Origin of the sequence: Paenibacillus cisolokensis (genome assembly GCF_050481165.1) — a bacterium.
Lineage (GTDB): Bacteria > Bacillota > Bacilli > Paenibacillales > Paenibacillaceae > Paenibacillus_AH > Paenibacillus_AH cisolokensis.
The window spans coordinates 1-16,444 of sequence record NZ_JBCNFP010000059.1 but is presented as its reverse complement, the minus strand read 5'-3'; the positions used below and the strand labels follow the sequence as shown (position 1 = coordinate 16,444).

Sequence of the window (16,444 nt, the reverse complement as noted above, 5' to 3'; positions counted from 1 at the left end):
TGTCCGGAGACCTCTTTCTTATATCGTTCAATCAATTTCCGCCAATGCGCGCCAGTTCCTTCATATTGGCTTCGAAAGCGGCGAGCAGGGCTTCCTGGCCTTGAAGACCGGCATCTTCCACCTTGCGGATCTGTTCGAGCATCCGTTTGTAATCCTTCGGAATGACTTTCACGAACTGCCGCAGGGCAACGTCCCAATTGTCCAGCACCCGCATGCCCGGAACGCTTCCCGTATAGGAAACATGGCGTTCGATCATCTGGCGCAGTTCCTGGATGTCGCGTTCGTCTTCCAGCCGCTCCAGCAGCACCATTTCGATGTTGCAACGGCGGTAGAAGTCGCCCGCTTCGTCCAGTACGTAGGCGATGCCGCCGGACATGCCTGCCGCGAAGTTGCGTCCGGTACGGCCGAGGATGACCACGCGTCCGCCGGTCATATATTCGCAGCCATGATCGCCGACGCCCTCGACAACGACCTTCGCGCCGCTGTTCCGGACCGCGAAACGCTCGCCCGCGATGCCGCGGATATACGCTTCGCCGCTCGTCGCGCCGTAGAACGCCGTATTGCCGATAATGACGTTCTCTTCCGCTGCGAACGTCGCCTTCGGCGAGGGCGCAACAATCAGCTTGCCGCCAGACAGGCCTTTGCCGATATAGTCGTTGGTGTCGCCTTCAACCGACAGCGTAATTCCGCTTGGCAGGAACGCTCCGAAGCTCTGTCCGGCCGTGCCGACGAAGTGGAAGCGGATCGTATCTTCCGGCAATCCTTTCGCTCCGTACCGGCGGGTAACTTCGCTGCCGAGAATCGTGCCGACAACCCGGTTGACGTTCGTAATCGGCAATGTCGCCTCGACGCGTTCGCCGTTTTCCAGCGCTTTGCGCGCAAGCGGCAGCAGCTTCTCCATGTCGAGGGACTGCTCCAGCCCGTGATTCTGCTCCCGCACGCTGCGGCGCGGCGCATCGGCCGGCACGTCCGGCACATGCAGAATCGGGCTGAGGTCGAGCCCTTTCGCTTTGTAATGGTCGATAAGCTGCTTCGTTTCGAGCAGATCGACCCTGCCGATCATCTCGTTCAACGTCCGGAAGCCGAGCTCCGCCATCACTTCGCGCAGCTCTTGCGCAATAAACCGCATATAGTTGACAACATGGGCCGGATCGCCCATAAACTTCTTGCGCAGCTCCGGATTTTGCGTTGCGACGCCGACCGGACAAGTATCCAACTGGCATACCCGCATCATCACGCAGCCGAGCACGATCAGCGGAGCGGTCGAGAAGCCGTATTCTTCCGCGCCCAGCAGAGCGGCGATCGCGACATCGCGTCCGGTCATCATTTTGCCGTCCGTCTCGAGGACGACGCGGTCGCGCAAATTGTTGAGCATCAGCGTCTGATGCGTCTCGGCCAAGCCGAGCTCCCACGGCAGGCCCGCGTGACGAATCGAGGCCATCGGAGAAGCACCCGTACCGCCGTCGTAGCCGCTGATCACGATGACGTCGGCGCGCCCTTTGGCTACGCCGGCCGCGATCGTGCCGACGCCGACCTCGGATACGAGCTTGACGTTGATGCGGGCCTTCGGATTTGCATTCTTCAGATCGTGAATCAGCTCCGCCAAATCCTCGATCGAATAAATATCGTGATGCGGCGGCGGCGAGATGAGCCCGACGCCCGGCGTCGAACCGCGCACCTCGGCTACCCACGGGTACACCTTGCGGCCCGGCAGTTGTCCGCCTTCGCCCGGCTTCGCGCCCTGCGCCATCTTGATCTGAATTTCATCCGCATTCACCAAATAATTGCTCGTGACGCCGAAACGTCCGGAAGCGACCTGCTTGATGGCGCTGCGGCGGGAATCGCCGTTCTCGTCCGGCACGAAGCGCGCCGGGTCTTCCCCGCCCTCGCCCGTATTCGACTTGCCGCCGAGTCGGTTCATCGCGATCGCGAGGCTTTCGTGCGCTTCCTTGCTGATCGAACCGAAGGACATCGCCCCGGTCTTGAAGCGTTTGACGATCGATTCGACCGGCTCGACCTCTTCGATCGGCACCGGCTGGCGTCCTTTCTTGAACGTCAATAGCGAGCGCAGCGTCAGATGCTTCTTGTCCTCGCCCTGCACAAGCGCCGAAAACTTCTTGTACAGCTTGTAATCGTTGGCGCGCGCCGCCATCTGCAGCGTGTGGATCGTCTGCGGGGTGAACAGATGGTCCTCCCCGTCATTGCGCCACTGATACTCGCCGCCGGAGTCGAGCTCCATATCTTTGCCGTCCTGCTCGGCGAAGGCGCGGTAATGATGCTTGAGCGTCTCTTCGGCGATGACGTCGAGGCCGATGCCGCCGATGCGGGACGGCGTCCAGGTAAAGTACTTGTCGATCAGTTCCTGGCTCAAGCCGACCGCTTCGAAGATTTGCGCGCCGCGGTACGACTGAATGGTCGAGATGCCCATTTTGGACAATATTTTGACGACGCCTTTCGTGGCCGCCTTGATATAGTTTTTGACCGCTTTCTCATGCGAAACGCCGCGAAGCATACCTTCTCTGATCATGTCGTCGAGCGTTTCGAACGCCAGATACGGATTGATTGCGCTCGCGCCGTATCCGAGCAGCAGCGCGAAGTGATGCACTTCCCGCGGTTCGCCCGATTCCAGCAGCAGGCTGACCTTCGTCCGCGTGCCCTGGCGGATCAGATGGTGATGCAGCGCCGATACGGCAAGCAGCGCCGGAATTGCCGCATTGTCCTTGTCGACTCCGCGGTCGGACAGAATGATGAGGTTGTGCCCTTTGGCAATGACCCGATCCGCCGCTTCGCACATTTGATTCAGCGCGAAGCGCAAGCCTTCCTCGCCGTCCGCCGCCGCGAAGAAGATCGGCAGCGTGATCGCCTTGAAGCCCGGGCGGCGCACATGCCGCAGCTTGGCGAATTCCTCGTTGGACAGAATCGGCGTCGCCAGCTTGATATGGCGGCAGCTCTCCGGCTCCGGCTGCAGCAGGTTGCGCTCCGGCCCGATCGTCGTGCCGGTCGACGTGACGAGCTCCTCGCGAATGGCGTCGATCGGAGGGTTCGTCACTTGCGCGAACAGCTGCTTGAAGTAGTTGTACAGCCGCTGCGGCCGCTCCGACAATACGGCGAGCGGCGCGTCGTAGCCCATCGAACCGATCGGCTCGACGCCGCTTCCGGCCATCGGCTCCAGCACTTTGCGCAAATCCTCGAACGTATAGCCGAACGCCAGCTGGCGCTGCCGCACCGTCTCATGATTCGGTTCCGGAAGCTCCGGCGCATCCGGCAATTCATCCAGCCCGATCAGATGCTCGTCAAGCCACTCGCGGTACGGATGCTCGCTGACAATTTGCGCCTTCAGCTCCTCGTCCGATACGATGCGCCCTTCTTTCGTGTCGACGAGCAGCATCCGTCCCGGACGGAGACGGTCCTTGTACAGAATGTTTTCCGGCGGAATATCGACCGCGCCCGCCTCCGAGCCGAGAATAATATGGTCGTCCTTCGTCACGTAGTATCTGGCGGGACGAAGTCCGTTGCGGTCGAGCATCGCGCCGATCTGCGTGCCGTCGGTAAAGGCCATCGCCGCAGGTCCGTCCCACGGTTCCATCAGCGTGCTGTGGTATTCGTAGAACGCCTTCTTCTCCTCGCTCATGCTCTCGTGGTTGGCCCAAGGCTCCGGCACCATCATCATCGCCGCGTGCGGCAGCGAACGGCCGGCCAGATACAGAAACTCCAGCGTATTGTCGAACATCGCCGTATCCGAGCCGTCAGGGTTAATGACCGGCAGCACTTTCTTCAGATCTTCGCCGAACACTTCGCTCGCGAACAAGGTCTGGCGGGCATGCATCCAGTTCACATTGCCGCGCAGCGTATTGATCTCGCCGTTGTGAATAAGATAACGGTACGGGTGAGCGCGCTCCCAGCTCGGGAACGTATTCGTGCTGAACCGGGAATGCACGAGCGCGATCGCGGTTACAACCGACTCGTCGCTCAGGTCGGTGTAGAAAGCGCGAACCTGCTCGGTCGTCAGCATCCCTTTGTACACGATCTTCTTCGAGGACAGGCTGGCGATATAGAAGCTGTCTCCCCCCGGAGCGCCCGAATAACGGATCGCCTGCTCGGCGCGCTTGCGGATGACGTACAGCTTGCGTTCGAACGCGAGCTCCTCCGCAAGTTCCGCGGAACGGCCGATGAACACCTGGCGCACGAACGGTTTGGCTTCCTTGGCCGTGCGGCCGAGCGTGGTGTCGTCGGTCGGCACGTCGCGCCAGCCGATCAGCGTCTGGCCTTCTTCGCGAACGATCGCCTCCAGTTGGCTTTCGTGAGCGGCGCGAAGCTCCTCGTCCTGCGGCAGGAACAGCATGCCGACGGCATAGGCGCCTTCTTCCGGCAATTCAAGACCGAGTTTGCCCAGTTCCCGGGCGAAAAAGGCATGGGGAATTTGCAGCATAATGCCGGCTCCGTCGCCGGAATTCGGCTCGCTTCCCTGTCCGCCGCGATGCTCCATATTTTCCAGCAACGTCAGCGCCTGGCGGACGATCTGGTGCGACTTTCTTCCTTTAATATTGGCCACGAATCCCATCCCGCAGGCATCTTTTTCGAACTGCGGGTCGTATAAGCCTTGCTTATGCGGCAATCCCGTAAATGTCTGTTTCATCGCAGCACCTCTCTAGTTGGTAAAATTGGATATTATTCTTTAAAACCGGAACGATTCATTATAAAATGAAAATCGGATCGGAAAATCTTGCCAGACAACCCGTATCATTCCGGAATTCATAACACCCGGGACCAAGAGTCATGATCATAATTTTATCACTTCCGAAAAACGAATGGCAATTTAATATTTTTATATAGTGATAACGATTTTCTTTGGTCGGCCAGGACGCAATTCAATTCCATTATAAAACAAGGATGTGGATGCATTGAGCAGTAAATTGAGGAAAAACCGGCGCCGCGCAGTTGCTGCGGCCGCTGCCGCAATGCTGATCGGAAGCGTTCTGGCTCCCGTCCAGGCGGCGGCATCGAATGGGGCGCGGGCATCGGCAGGACTTGCGGAGCGTACGGCGGCCGAACGGCCGGCGGATTCGCTCGCCCCGCCCGTAACCGCCGCGTCCCGGCAGAACGCGGCCGAAGCCTATTCGATCGTCGCGATCGGAGACTCCTTGACGGTCGGCTTCGAGCACGGCTTTACCGAACAGTCCGTCCCTTACGGCTACGTGGAGCGAGTGTACGAGCAAGCGCTGTTTCAAGGTTTGCGGGCCGAATATGCGAATTACGGCGTCCTCGGTCTGACCAGCGCCGGTCTGCGGACATGGCTGGAAGCGGCGGCCGCGGGGGATGCCGTTGCGGCGGCCGATATCGAGGGGGCGGATAAAGATCCGCGCGCCGGGACAATTCTCGCCCATACCGGCCAGCTGGCGGAAAAGCTGAAATCCGCCGATCTGATCGTCGTCACGATCGGAGGCAACGATTTCATTCCGCTGGCGCAGCTTATAATGGAAGGCGGACGGTCCGACGTCGACGCGCTGATGGATGAGACGCTGAAACAATACGAAGCGTCGGTCGAGGCGTCGGTCCGCCTTTTGCTGGAGATGAATCCGAAAGCGTCGGTCGTCCTCGCCGATCAATATGTGCCGGTGCCGAAAATCGGCGACTATCTGGACGATTACAACAAATTGTCGGAGGAAGCCGCGAAACTCCGGGAAGCGCTTGAACGAATCGCGGACAAGGAGACAAGCGCGGGATTCCGTGTTGCGCTCGCGAATGTGGCGAAGGCATTCGACGGCAAAGCGCTCATCTACACGAGCATCGGCAGCGGCGACATGCATCCGAAGCAGCCGGGCTACGAAGCGATGGGCAAAGCGTTCGCGCAGGCGGTCTGGGGCGAGTACCGGACCGTCCGGCCGCGTCCGGCCGGCGTACCGCTCTCGATTGTCGTCGGCGGCAAGGAGCTCGACACGCCGAACAAGCCGGTCGTGAAGAACAGCCGCACGTACGTCGCGATGCGGGATATCGCCGACGCGACCGGCTCGAAGCTCGTCTGGAATTCCCGGACGCAATCGGCGACATTGACGCTGGACGGCCGCAGCGTCGTCTTCGCGATCGGCGCCGCGACCGCCCTCGTCGACGGAAAAGCCGTGCCGATCGATGCTCCCGCTTACTTGCAGAAGGTCGGGAAAGAACTGAAAACGTACTTGCCGCTGGCGGCTCTGTCCGAGGCGCTCGGCTTCCAGGTCGTCTTCCGCCCGCAAGGGAAAATCGCCTTTATCAACAAGTAAATTCAAAAACCGTAATCGCGCTGCAGCCCCTTGAGCTGCTCCAGTCCGCGCTCGGCCCATCGCTTCATCCGGTCGAGCGCGGCCAATTCCGCCTCCAGCGCCCGCTTCAATGACGCCTTGTATTCCGGCACCTCGCCGGCATAAGGCTGCGCATCCTCCACGGGCACGCTCGCCTTCTCCGTATAAGCCAGCGCGCGGCGCTCGTGAAAGAGCGGCACGTCGGGATCGAAACGGCGGTGCAGGTTGCCCTGTTCCGGATGCTTGAGCACCGCCAGTATCGAGACGACCATGCGCCGGCCGTCCGTTTCCACGACCCGGCCGATATAACGTCCCGACTTGTACTCGACTTTTACCAGTTCGCCGGGCTCCTGTATTCTGCCGCTTGCTTGCATCTTTTCATCGGCTCCTCTCGTTTACACTATGGGCGGCGTCGTTTCCGCATCGACGCTTCTGACGATTTTAGCATAATTTAAAGGAAGAACCGAACGCAAGGGCCCATTTCCGACTTGTGTTCAGGGGCGCAAGCATCGTAATATGGTATTTAGAAAAGTAGGTGAGAACATGCGTAAGAAACGAGTGCTTCTGCTATCGGAAGGGTTCGGTTCCGGTCATACCCAGGCCGCGTACGCGCTGGCCGTCGGGCTGAGGCAGCTGTCCCCCGACATTCAGACCCGAGTCATCGAGCTGGGTAAATTTCTGAATCCGGTATTGGGGCCCTGGATTGTTTCCGCGTACCGGAAGACGGTGACGAAGCAGCCCAAGCTGGTCGGCATGATGTACCGGAGCAATTATAAAAAATCGCTGAACCGGTTCGCTCAACTTGCGCTCCACCGCGTTTTTTATACGCAAACATCCCAGGTCATTTCCCAGTTGAAACCGGACTTGATCGTTTGCACCCACCCGGTTCCCAATGCGGTCGTATCAAGGCTGAAGCGGCTTGGGCTCGATATTCCTTTATATACGCTCATCACCGATTACGATGCGCACGGCACCTGGACAAGCCGGGAAGTAAACAAATATCTCGTATCGACTCCGCTAGTCCGCAATAAACTGATAAACAGGGGCATTCCCGAAAATCGGATTGAAGTGACGGGTATTCCGGTTCATCCCGATTTCTGGAAAACGTACGACAAAAACGAGATTCAAAAGCAATTCGGTCTTAAGCCGATGCCGACCGTGCTCATTATGGGCGGCGGCTGGGGAATTATATATGAAGACGAATTGCTGACTTATATGACCCGCTACCGGGAAGACATTCAGCTCATATTCTGCGTCGGCAACAATGACAAAATTCGCGAAAAAATGCTTGCCGATCCGCTGTTCATCCATCCGAACATCAAGGTGCTCGGGTTTACCCGCGAAGTCAGCAAGCTGATGGACGCCTCGGACCTGCTGATCACGAAGCCGGGCGGGATGACCTGCACCGAAGGAATGAGCAAAGGGATTCCGATGCTCTTCTACCACCCGATTCCCGGACAGGAGGAAGAGAACGCCGAATACTTCGTTCGCAACGGTTTCGGCGAGCTGCTCGACTCGACCGACACGATCGACAAATGGTTCGCGCTGATTCGCGAGCCGTACGCGGCAGGGTATTTCCGCCGGACGCTGATGTCGAAGCGCAATCAACAATACGATCCGATGCAATGTCCTCGCGCCGTCCTGCGACTGATGCAGTGACGGCTTCTTTTTCAAATTCGCAGCCGAATAACGTATGGGAATGAAGGGTAAAGTGTAGGCATACAATGCTAGATCGGAGAAGGGAGAGGGAATGATGAAGGAGCATGCGCTGGATGGCAAGACGATTATTTTGCGGCTTGAGCTCGATACGAGGCAAGCGCATTTCGGATCTGCGGCAACCGCCATCGAACGGGCGGGAGGCGATATTATCGCCATCGACGTCATCCAGACGGGACGCGAGAAGACCGTTCGCGATCTGACGGTCAAAATTGCCGAGACCGGCATGATCGCCAAGGTGAGCGATGCGCTCCGCCGGCTGCCCGGCGTCCGGCTCGTCAATGTCTCGGACCGTACGTTCCTTCTTCACCTCGGCGGCAAAATCGTCGTACAGCCGAAAGTTCCGATCCAGAACCGGGACGATCTGTCGCGGGTATATACGCCGGAAGTGGCCCGGGTGTGCGAGGCGATTCGCGAGGACGAATCCAAAGCGTATTCCCTTACGATCAAGCGCAATACGGTCGCCGTCGTCTCCGACGGCAGCGCCGTGCTCGGACTCGGCAATATCGGTCCGTATGCGGCCATGCCGGTAATGGAAGGCAAGGCGATGCTGTTCAAGCAGTTCGCCGATGTCGACGCCTTTCCGATCTGCCTGCATACGCAGGATACGGACGCCATCGTGGCCACCGTCAAGGCGATTGCGCCCGCTTTCGGCGGTATCAATCTGGAAGATATCGCGTCTCCCCGCTGCTTCGAAGTCGAAAGACGGCTGCGGGAAGAGCTCGACATCCCCGTCTTTCATGACGATCAGCACGGAACGGCGGTCGTACTGTACGCCGGTCTGCTGAATGCGCTGAAGCTGACAGGCCGCGCGATCGAAGACGCCCGCATCGTCGTGTGCGGCATCGGCGCGGCTGGAACCGCCTGCACGAAGATGCTGCTGGCCGGCGGCGCGCGCCATGTGATCGGCGTCGACAAGGAGGGCATCCTTACCGCGGACAAGACGTATTCGCATCCGATGTGGCAATGGTATGCCGAGCATACGAATCCGCAGCGCCTCTCCGGCGGACTCGCCGACGCGCTGCAAGGCGCCGATGTGTTCATCGGCCTGTCCGCCGGCGGCATTCTGACCCGCGATCATATCCGGGCGATGGCGCCGGATCCGATCGTCTTCGCGATGGCCAACCCCGAACCGGAAATTCGCCCCGAACTGGCCGAAGATCTCGTGGCCGTGTTCGCGACCGGGCGATCCGACTATCCGAACCAGATCAACAATGTGCTGTGCTTTCCCGGCATTTTCCGCGGCGCGCTCGATTGCCGGGCGAGTGAGATCAATGAGGCAATGAAGCTCGCCGCGGCCGAAGCGATCGCTTCCGTCGTCGGGGACGACGAGCTGAGCCCGATGTATATTATACCGAGCGTATTCAATCAGCACGTCGTCGAGGAAGTGCGGCGCCGCGTCGCGCTGGCCGCCTGGCAAAGCGGCGTCGCCCGCCGCAAGCCGAGGGAATGAACACTCCGCTTACAATGCGCTGCCGCCGTATAGGAAACGGTATTCCCAATGCTTACCGACAATACTGTCGACCCGTACGCCGCCGGATTCCTTGGAATACGTATGCAAAACTTTGCCGTCTCCCAGGTAGATGCCGACATGCGTAATTCTCGCCGTCGATTTGTTCACGCCCGCATAAGCCGAAGCTTTCGAGCCCCGATAAGACATGAAGAACATCAAGTCGCCCCGCTTCAGATTGCGCCAATTGGTCTTTATGCCGCCCTTGTCCTTCACATATTTGCCTTGGGAGCGCGAATCGGCCGGCAGCTTGAGGCCAACGCCGTCGAGGAACGCCTGGCGGACGAAGTCCGAGCAGTCGAACGTGCGCGTATTGCTGCGGCTCGAACCGTATTCATACGGCGTGCCCAAATATTTCATGCCGGCGGCAATGACAGCTTCGACCGATTTCGACGAGGCAGACGGCTTGGACGGGGCGGGCTGGCTGCCGCCGGAAACGATAGATGTATATTTGGGTGAAGAAGAAATATAGCCGGTTTTTCCGTTTGCATCCCGCACATGGAGCCAGTATTTGTTGGTCTGGCTGATGACGCTGATCCGCTCGCCCTTCTTGAGCATCCGGATGACCTTCGCTGAAGTGGACGGGCCTGTCCGCAAATTGACTCCCCATTCGACTACAGCGGTCGCTTGTGCCGCATATGCCGCCCCGTTTCCGACCGTTCCAACTGCTGTCAGGCTTCCGGCTACGAGCGCCGCAGCCAGCGTAACTTTGACGATGCTGCTTCTGATCCTCATGTTGGCGTATTCAACCTCCAGACATTTCGTTTCGATCGGTAACGTTACCGTGCATCCGGTCCGCGGCCGGTTGATTCGCCTACATTTTAGAATCGTATCGGCCGACCAGTCATCGACCGCTCGTCCCATCTTGCCGTCATCCCGTTTAGGCACTTAGAACCATCTGCGATATATAGAATTTCGCCTCACCGTTCAGCGTTCCGCTTGCCGGCACCTCCTCCCCGGACAACCCGAAACCGCCTGCGCCCCATGCGTTTGCGGCCTCCGCAGTCAATGACAGCCACGTCCATTTTCACGACCAATTCGCATGCAGGACCCAAAGACCCATTTTCACTTTAGCCATTCATGACAGGAAACAATTACTAAAAGCAAAAATGAGAAAAAATGCGTCGATATTAAAATTTACACATCAAAATCATGTGTACTTATCCAAAGCGTAAAAAGAAAAAAATCCGCGGTTTGCGCGGATTCGATACGATATATTCAAGCCTGTACGATATAATTCATCAATAGGCTGTCCAACCGGCATCGGCAACAATCGCGGTGCCGTTGACGAAGCTGGAATCATCGGAAGCCAGGAACAGCGCGACCTTGGCTATCTCTTGCGGTTCGCCCACCCTCGGGTTGACGGCCATCCCGACGGACGCACGTTCCGCGCCGAATGGATTGGGCGCCGTGAGGGATGCGGCGATATTCGTATTCACGCCTCCCGGCGCAATGGCGTTGCAGCGAATGCCGAGATTCGCGTATTGAAAGCCGACATTTTTCGTGAAGCCGACGACGGCGTGTTTGGACGCGGTATAGGCGGCGCCCGCGCGCGAGCCGAACAGTCCGCCGGCCGAGGCGATGTTCACGATGACGCCCTTTTTCTTTTCCGTGAAAATGGGAAGCACCTTGCGCGTCGTCCGCATCGGACCGGTCGCGTTGACGGCAAACACTTTCTCCCACAGCTCGTCCGTCAATTCCCCGGCAGGAACGTCCGCTGTACGCGGCTGTCCGTGGTACCGCTGGGCGAGCGAGTCTCCACGGCCGGGTGAGCGAGATCGTCCGCTGTACGTGGCACAGCTGGGCGAGCGAGACGTCCGCGGCTGGGCGGGCGAGATCGTCCGCTGTACGTGGCACAGCTGGGCGAGCGAGACGTCCGCGGCTGGGTGGGCGAGATCGTCCGCTGTACGTGGCACAGCTGGGCGAGCGAGACGTCCGCGGCCGGGTGAGCGAGAACCACGGCCGGGTGGGCGGACTCTCGTTAGCGGGCGCACCCGCGCCAGAAGTTATCCGGTCAACTGCGCGACGGCAAAATCGGCATCGCGATGAATGCCGAAGCGGGAGTGCGGCGTGTGCGACAGGTTGGCCCGGAGCCGCTGCGTGACGGTATCATCCGCCCGATTGCAGCCGGTCAACAGCCCCTGCTCCTGTTCACTGCCGTTCTCATTCGTTTTCATTCGTTTTAAATTAACGAATCCTGCAAAAGTGCAGCTTTTTCCCGCCATTAATAGCCCGAACGCTCAAATTCCTGCGATAATGCAGTTTTTTTGCTCCGTCCAAGCCAGACAAGCGAAAATCGCCAAAAATTACTGTACTTTCGCAGGAATTTGAGCCAAAGTCGTCTATTCTGGCCAAAAATCCTGTACTTTTGCAGTATTCACCGCCTTCAGCTGTCGCCGACCGCCCCTAGCCCCGTTGGCATAGGCCCAATCAGCTGTCGCCGACCGCCCCTGGTTCGCTGGCATAGCCTGCTTGGCTACACTGTCGGCATCGGTTCATCGGCATAGCCCGTTTGGCTATCACCGGCCGCCCTGCCCCGCTGGCACAGGCCCACTCGACTGTCACCGACGTACAAAGAAACCGCTCCTTTCGTATATGGCGGCTCGTCACCCCATTTCACGAATGAGCGGTTTTTTCCAAGACAAAAAAAGAGGGGACGGTCCCCAGGTCATTCAAGACCATTTGGGACAGCCCCCCCTTTTTTGACGCGTTACTGTACGTTGCATGAAGTCCCTCAGATCACGGCTTCGCTTCTTTGCGGGATTCCTGCATCCATCGTACGGTCAGTCTCACATCGGCGCTGTCGATCTTCCCGTCCTGGTTGACATCGTAAATCCGGTTCTCTTCGGTTACCGTCTCATGCTGGTGACGCGCGACGAGCGACACGTCCTTGCCCGTGACGATGCCGTCTCCATCCACGTCTCCCGGTATATTTCGGTCCGATACCGCGATTTTGTACAGCATCGTTTTCTCGTTCGTCGGCGTAAAGTACAGGTTGCCGTCGGCGCCGAGGGCGAACGACTCGCTCTCGCCGAGATAGCGGAAGTCCAGCGTTTCCGGGTCGATCGCCGTCAGCTTGGAGGCGACGTTCGCATACAGCAGGCCGTCCTGAGACCAGTACAGCTTCGCCGGCCGCCACATGCCGTAATCGGTCACTTCTGGGTACAGATTGCGGCTCTTCACCACTTCAAGCGTCTGCGGATTTACCGCAAAAATGACGCCGTTCGCCGTAGACCACAGCAGGCCGTCCGGCCCGAGCGAAATGCCCCCGATCAAACGCGGGCGTTCGATGCCTTCCGCCCGAGGCGTAAACTCGGCGACGGTCGTGCGGCTCTCCGTGTCCCACACGAACATCTTCGCTTCCGACGCCGCGGGATCGCTTCCGAGCCCCCCGAAGATCGTCGTCGTGCCGTAAATCTTGCCATCGCGGTACGCAAGCCCCGTAATGCTCTGGTTCTCGACGACATTGCGGTACACCTCCACAGACGGCCCGCCGGATGCGTGGGGATCGTATACGGTTATCGCGCCGCCAAGCTTGCCGTAGTACGGGATAGTGCCGATGTACAGCTTGCCTTCCGCCGCCGTCAAGGCGTTGATCCGATCCTGATCGCTGCCGATCTGGAACATTTGCTCGGGATTTTGCGCGCCCGGCGCCTTGTCGGGGTCGTAGCGGTACATATAGCCGTTCGGATAAACCCCCATCCACATATCGCCCTCGAACGGCGTCATCGTGTCCGCCTGCCCGAGTGTAATCGTCGTATTTTGTCCCGTTGCCGGGTTATAAATCGCGCCGATTGCGCTCGTGTAGCCGCTGACGTAGAGATTTCCTTCCGGTCCCGTTTCCACCGCCTGCACGATCGATGCCGACGGGGCGACAACCGGCGGAAACACACGGACCGTTTTCGTCTCCAGATTGAAAAACGTGACGGACCCGCCGAACTGAATCGTCACCAGATTCGGACCCGGCAGCTTCGGATCGTCCACATAGACCCAGTCTGCGCCCCGGAGGCCGCTTGCGTACGCCATCCCGGTATCTTCCACGACGTGTGCGGCCAAATCGAACGATTTCAGCTTGCCGCCGGAGATAAAGTACGTCTTCCCTTCGAGCGCCTTCGGCACGTGCAGTCCGGTTACGTTCGGAATGACGGTATCCAGCCACCGCTCCCCTTCAAGATCGTACACGTACATATTGCTCGATTTGCTGAAACGGGCGAACAGATAACCGCCCGCCTCGTCGAGATCGTAAACGAACGACTCCTCGCCGTCGAGAATCGGATCGTCCGCGATGTCTTCCTTGGCGCCGGTCTCGACATTCAGCTTGAATATCTTTTTGTCATGCGTTCCCGCATAAATATGGCCCTTGTAGTAAGCCATCGACCGGACGTATTCCTGCGACGTCTCGCCGATAAGCCGTCCGTAGTCGCGTACCTGCTTCGTGACGGGATCGTACCGGTATACTTTCCCGCTCGGGTACGTGCCCACGTAGGCGTTGCCCGCTTCGTCCGTAACGAGCGCCCAGGTGGACGAAGCGTCGGGAATGTCGGCGACGCCCTTGAGCTCCTTCGTCTCGGGCGAATAGCTCCACAGCTTCGGCTGGCTTCCCCCGCCGGCCGCTATGTAGACGGTGCCGTCCGGCGCCACCTCGTGCTGCCACGAGTCGGTCACGCCCGGAATCGGCATGCTGCGCAACAGCTTGTAATCGTCGAGATCGACGACGCTGAATACGGCCGTCGTGCCTTTCGTCGTCGTGTACATGACGTCGTGGCCGTCTTCCCGGCCTACCGCGCCGTCGAAAATACTGATGGCCGAATTCATCGGGGCCAGCAGCTTCTCCGGTTCGCCGTAAACTTTCCGCTCAAGCTTCGAGGAGGGACGGGGCGATGCGGCATCGGCCTGAGCCGTACCCGCCGACAGCACGAGGGATGACGCCAGCGCTACGGCCGCCATTTTGCCGAAAAATCGAATCATTACACAAAACCCCTTTCCGTATGAATATTCGAACAGCTTAATACTTCAACAGTACGCCAATCGTTCGCTCCGGAGCGGTCGCAAAAAGACGATACGCATCCGCCGCCCGGTCTATGGGCACCACCTCCGATATTAGTTCTCGGACTTGCAGCTTCTTCTCCGCCAGCAGCCGGAGGTATTCTTCCACGTTGCGCCCTTCCGTCCACCGAACGTATCCTACCGGATAATCGAAGCCGCGCACCTCGTAATTGCGGTCGTAGCGGCCGGGACCGCCGGCGCGGGATATGAGCACCTGGGCTTCCTTCGAAAACATGATCTCCCGCTCGAATTCCATCTTCAAATCGCCGACGATGACGATTTTCCCCCGATCGCGGAGCCGTCTGAGCGATGCGTTGATCAGCTCCGGCGCATGGCCGCCCGCGCAAAGGATGACCGCGTCCGCTCCCTCGCCTTTTGTCAATTCGAACAACCGGCGCTCCATGTCGGCATCCGAATCGAACGCATGAGCGACGCCGGACCGCCGCAGAAGATCGCAGCGGGACCGCAGCAAGTCGTGCCCGAAGACGTGAAACGACGCGGCATTGGCGATTTGAGCCATAATCTGCCCCAGTATGCCTAAGCCGACGATCACGACGCTTTCCCCGAAACGGAGGTCCGATTGCCGGAGCGCATGGATGGCGATGGCCCCCAGGCCGGCGAACGACGCTTCCTCAAGCGTCACGCCGTCCGGCACCGGGGAAACCAGATGTTTGGGTACGGCCAGCGTTTCGGCATGATGCACGAACGGCGCGCCGTAGCAGGCAACCTGCTGTCCGGGACGGACGTGGGTGACCCCCTCTCCCGTTTCGAGCACGATGCCGGACGCGCTGTAGCCAAGCTCTACGGGCTGCTCGCCGGTCCGCTTCGCCATCGACAGCTCGGTCCCCGGGCTGATGGCCGAGAACGCGGTCCGAATCAGCACGAAGTTCGGTGCCACCGGCGGCCGGGGGGGTTCTTGATGCTCCACCGTCTTCACGACGCCGGTTTGGGCAATTACAGATTTCAAAGCTCGTCTCCCTCCGTCTCATATCCAATCTCTGGGCAAGCGCCACCGCCGTCACGATTTGATGCCGGACATGGCGATCCCTTCGGTGAAATAGCGCTGGAAAAACAGGAAAATCAAAAAGGTCGGTATGAACGAAATGACCGCGCCCGCCATCTCGATGCCGAAATTGCCTTCCTTGGTCAGCAGCGAGGACAAACCGACGGTGATCGGGTACATATTCTCGGTCGTCAAAAAAATCAGCGGCGTAAACAGATCGTTCCAGCAGGAGATGAACGCGAACGTCCCGACCGTCGCCAGCGCCGGTTTGGCCAAAGGCAGCATAATTTGAAAAAACACCCGGAAATCGCCGGCGCCGTCGATATATGCGGCCTCTTCCATGTCATTCGGAATCGTCTGCATGAACTGGCGAACAAGAAACACGCCCATGATCGCCCATAGCTCGGGCACGATGATGGAAGCGTACGTATTCACCCATCCGAACTCGCTGAACATGATGAATTTGGGAATGATGAGCAACTGGTTCGGCACCATGACGACGGCCATCAGCGTCCAGAAGATGAATTCCCGGCCGAAAAACCGTTTTTTCGCGAAAATGTACCCGAGCAGCGCCGCCAGAAACATTTGCGTCACCACCGGTACCAGCGTCAGGAACAGAGAGTTGCCGATCCATCTCGCAAAATTGCTCGCCTCGAAAATATATTGGAAGTTGTACAGCGTCGGTTCGTCCGGAATCCAGAACAGCGGGTCGGCGATCGCCCTCCCGACCTTCTGGAACGAGCCGAGCACCATCAGAACGAACGGAAACAGAAAGATGACGCCAAGCAGTACAAGGATCACGTACAAAGGCAGTCTTTTGATCGCGACAGGCATAACAGCGCCTCCCTTCCGGTTCCTCTTGATTTAGTATTTAGCCTGAATTTCGAAAGCCCA

The 16,444-nt window shown here is 58.9% G+C and carries 10 protein-coding genes and 1 pseudogene; 3 read left to right on the top strand and 8 right to left on the bottom strand.

Features of this window, described 5'->3' with window-relative positions; genetic code table 11:
- Positions 1 to 31 precede the first annotated feature (31 nt).
- Positions 32 to 4,636, bottom strand: a complete 4,605-nt coding sequence (gene gltB, locus ABEV74_RS10415) for a glutamate synthase large subunit (RefSeq protein WP_430145826.1) — start codon at positions 4,634 to 4,636, stop codon at positions 32 to 34.
- 265 nt (positions 4,637 to 4,901) lie between these two features.
- Between gltB and ABEV74_RS10410 the strand changes: the two genes are divergently transcribed.
- Positions 4,902 to 6,257, top strand: coding sequence for a stalk domain-containing protein (locus ABEV74_RS10410; protein WP_430145824.1), 1,356 nt, complete (start codon positions 4,902 to 4,904; stop codon positions 6,255 to 6,257).
- A gap of 2 nt (positions 6,258 to 6,259) precedes the next feature.
- Here ABEV74_RS10410 and kapB read toward each other — a convergent pair whose 3' ends face one another.
- Complete coding sequence (gene kapB, locus ABEV74_RS10405) at positions 6,260 to 6,649, bottom strand: sporulation phosphorelay system protein KapB (RefSeq protein ID WP_430145822.1); 390 nt, start codon at positions 6,647 to 6,649, stop codon at positions 6,260 to 6,262.
- A gap of 169 nt (positions 6,650 to 6,818) precedes the next feature.
- Here kapB and ABEV74_RS10400 point away from each other — a divergent pair, with 169 nt between their 5' ends.
- Entirely contained in the window at positions 6,819 to 7,934 is a 1,116-nt protein-coding gene (locus tag ABEV74_RS10400; RefSeq protein WP_213528562.1) for an MGDG synthase family glycosyltransferase, read from the top strand.
- Between the two features lie 94 nt (positions 7,935 to 8,028).
- Positions 8,029 to 9,444 (top strand): NAD-dependent malic enzyme, encoded by a 1,416-nt coding sequence (locus ABEV74_RS10395; protein WP_062497220.1) that lies wholly within the window; start codon positions 8,029 to 8,031, stop codon positions 9,442 to 9,444.
- Between the two features lie 9 nt (positions 9,445 to 9,453).
- On the opposite strand, the gene ABEV74_RS10390 is transcribed toward ABEV74_RS10395, so the two are convergent.
- The 6 genes and pseudogenes from ABEV74_RS10390 to ABEV74_RS10365 form a co-directional block, all read right to left on the bottom strand.
- Positions 9,454 to 10,365 (bottom strand): NlpC/P60 family protein, encoded by a 912-nt coding sequence (locus ABEV74_RS10390; RefSeq protein ID WP_430145820.1) that lies wholly within the window; start codon positions 10,363 to 10,365, stop codon positions 9,454 to 9,456.
- Positions 10,366 to 10,742: 377 nt separating this feature from the next.
- Positions 10,743 to 11,213 (bottom strand): annotated as a pseudogene (locus ABEV74_RS10385) (SDR family oxidoreductase); the annotation flags it as partial.
- Positions 11,214 to 11,507: 294 nt separating this feature from the next.
- Positions 11,508 to 11,678, bottom strand: coding sequence for a hypothetical protein (locus tag ABEV74_RS10380; RefSeq protein WP_430145817.1), 171 nt, complete (start codon positions 11,676 to 11,678; stop codon positions 11,508 to 11,510).
- A 562-nt stretch (positions 11,679 to 12,240) separates the two neighbouring features.
- Complete coding sequence (locus ABEV74_RS10375; RefSeq protein WP_430145814.1) at positions 12,241 to 14,469, bottom strand: dockerin type I domain-containing protein; 2,229 nt, start codon at positions 14,467 to 14,469, stop codon at positions 12,241 to 12,243.
- 37 nt (positions 14,470 to 14,506) lie between these two features.
- Positions 14,507 to 15,514, bottom strand: coding sequence for a zinc-dependent alcohol dehydrogenase (locus tag ABEV74_RS10370; RefSeq protein WP_430145811.1), 1,008 nt, complete (start codon positions 15,512 to 15,514; stop codon positions 14,507 to 14,509).
- Positions 15,515 to 15,565: 51 nt separating this feature from the next.
- Positions 15,566 to 16,384 (bottom strand): carbohydrate ABC transporter permease, encoded by an 819-nt coding sequence (locus ABEV74_RS10365; protein ID WP_430145808.1) that lies wholly within the window; start codon positions 16,382 to 16,384, stop codon positions 15,566 to 15,568.
- Positions 16,385 to 16,444: the final 60 nt, after the last annotated feature.

Excerpts from the sequence above, each read along its gene's own strand:
- ABEV74_RS10400 (WP_213528562.1), top strand. The coding sequence starts at position 6,819 with ATGCGTAAGAAACGAGTGCTTCTGCTATCGGAAGGGTTCGGTTCCGGT.
- ABEV74_RS10380 (WP_430145817.1), bottom strand. The coding sequence starts at position 11,678 with ATGAAAACGAATGAGAACGGCAGTGAACAGGAGCAGGGGCTGTTGACC.
- ABEV74_RS10375 (WP_430145814.1), bottom strand. The coding sequence starts at position 14,469 with ATGATTCGATTTTTCGGCAAAATGGCGGCCGTAGCGCTGGCGTCATCC.
- ABEV74_RS10390 (WP_430145820.1), bottom strand. The coding sequence starts at position 10,365 with ATGGGACGAGCGGTCGATGACTGGTCGGCCGATACGATTCTAAAATGT.
- ABEV74_RS10395 (WP_062497220.1), top strand. The coding sequence starts at position 8,029 with ATGAAGGAGCATGCGCTGGATGGCAAGACGATTATTTTGCGGCTTGAG.
- gltB (WP_430145826.1), bottom strand. The coding sequence starts at position 4,636 with ATGAAACAGACATTTACGGGATTGCCGCATAAGCAAGGCTTATACGAC.
- kapB (WP_430145822.1), bottom strand. The coding sequence starts at position 6,649 with ATGCAAGCAAGCGGCAGAATACAGGAGCCCGGCGAACTGGTAAAAGTC.
- ABEV74_RS10365 (WP_430145808.1), bottom strand. The coding sequence starts at position 16,384 with ATGCCTGTCGCGATCAAAAGACTGCCTTTGTACGTGATCCTTGTACTG.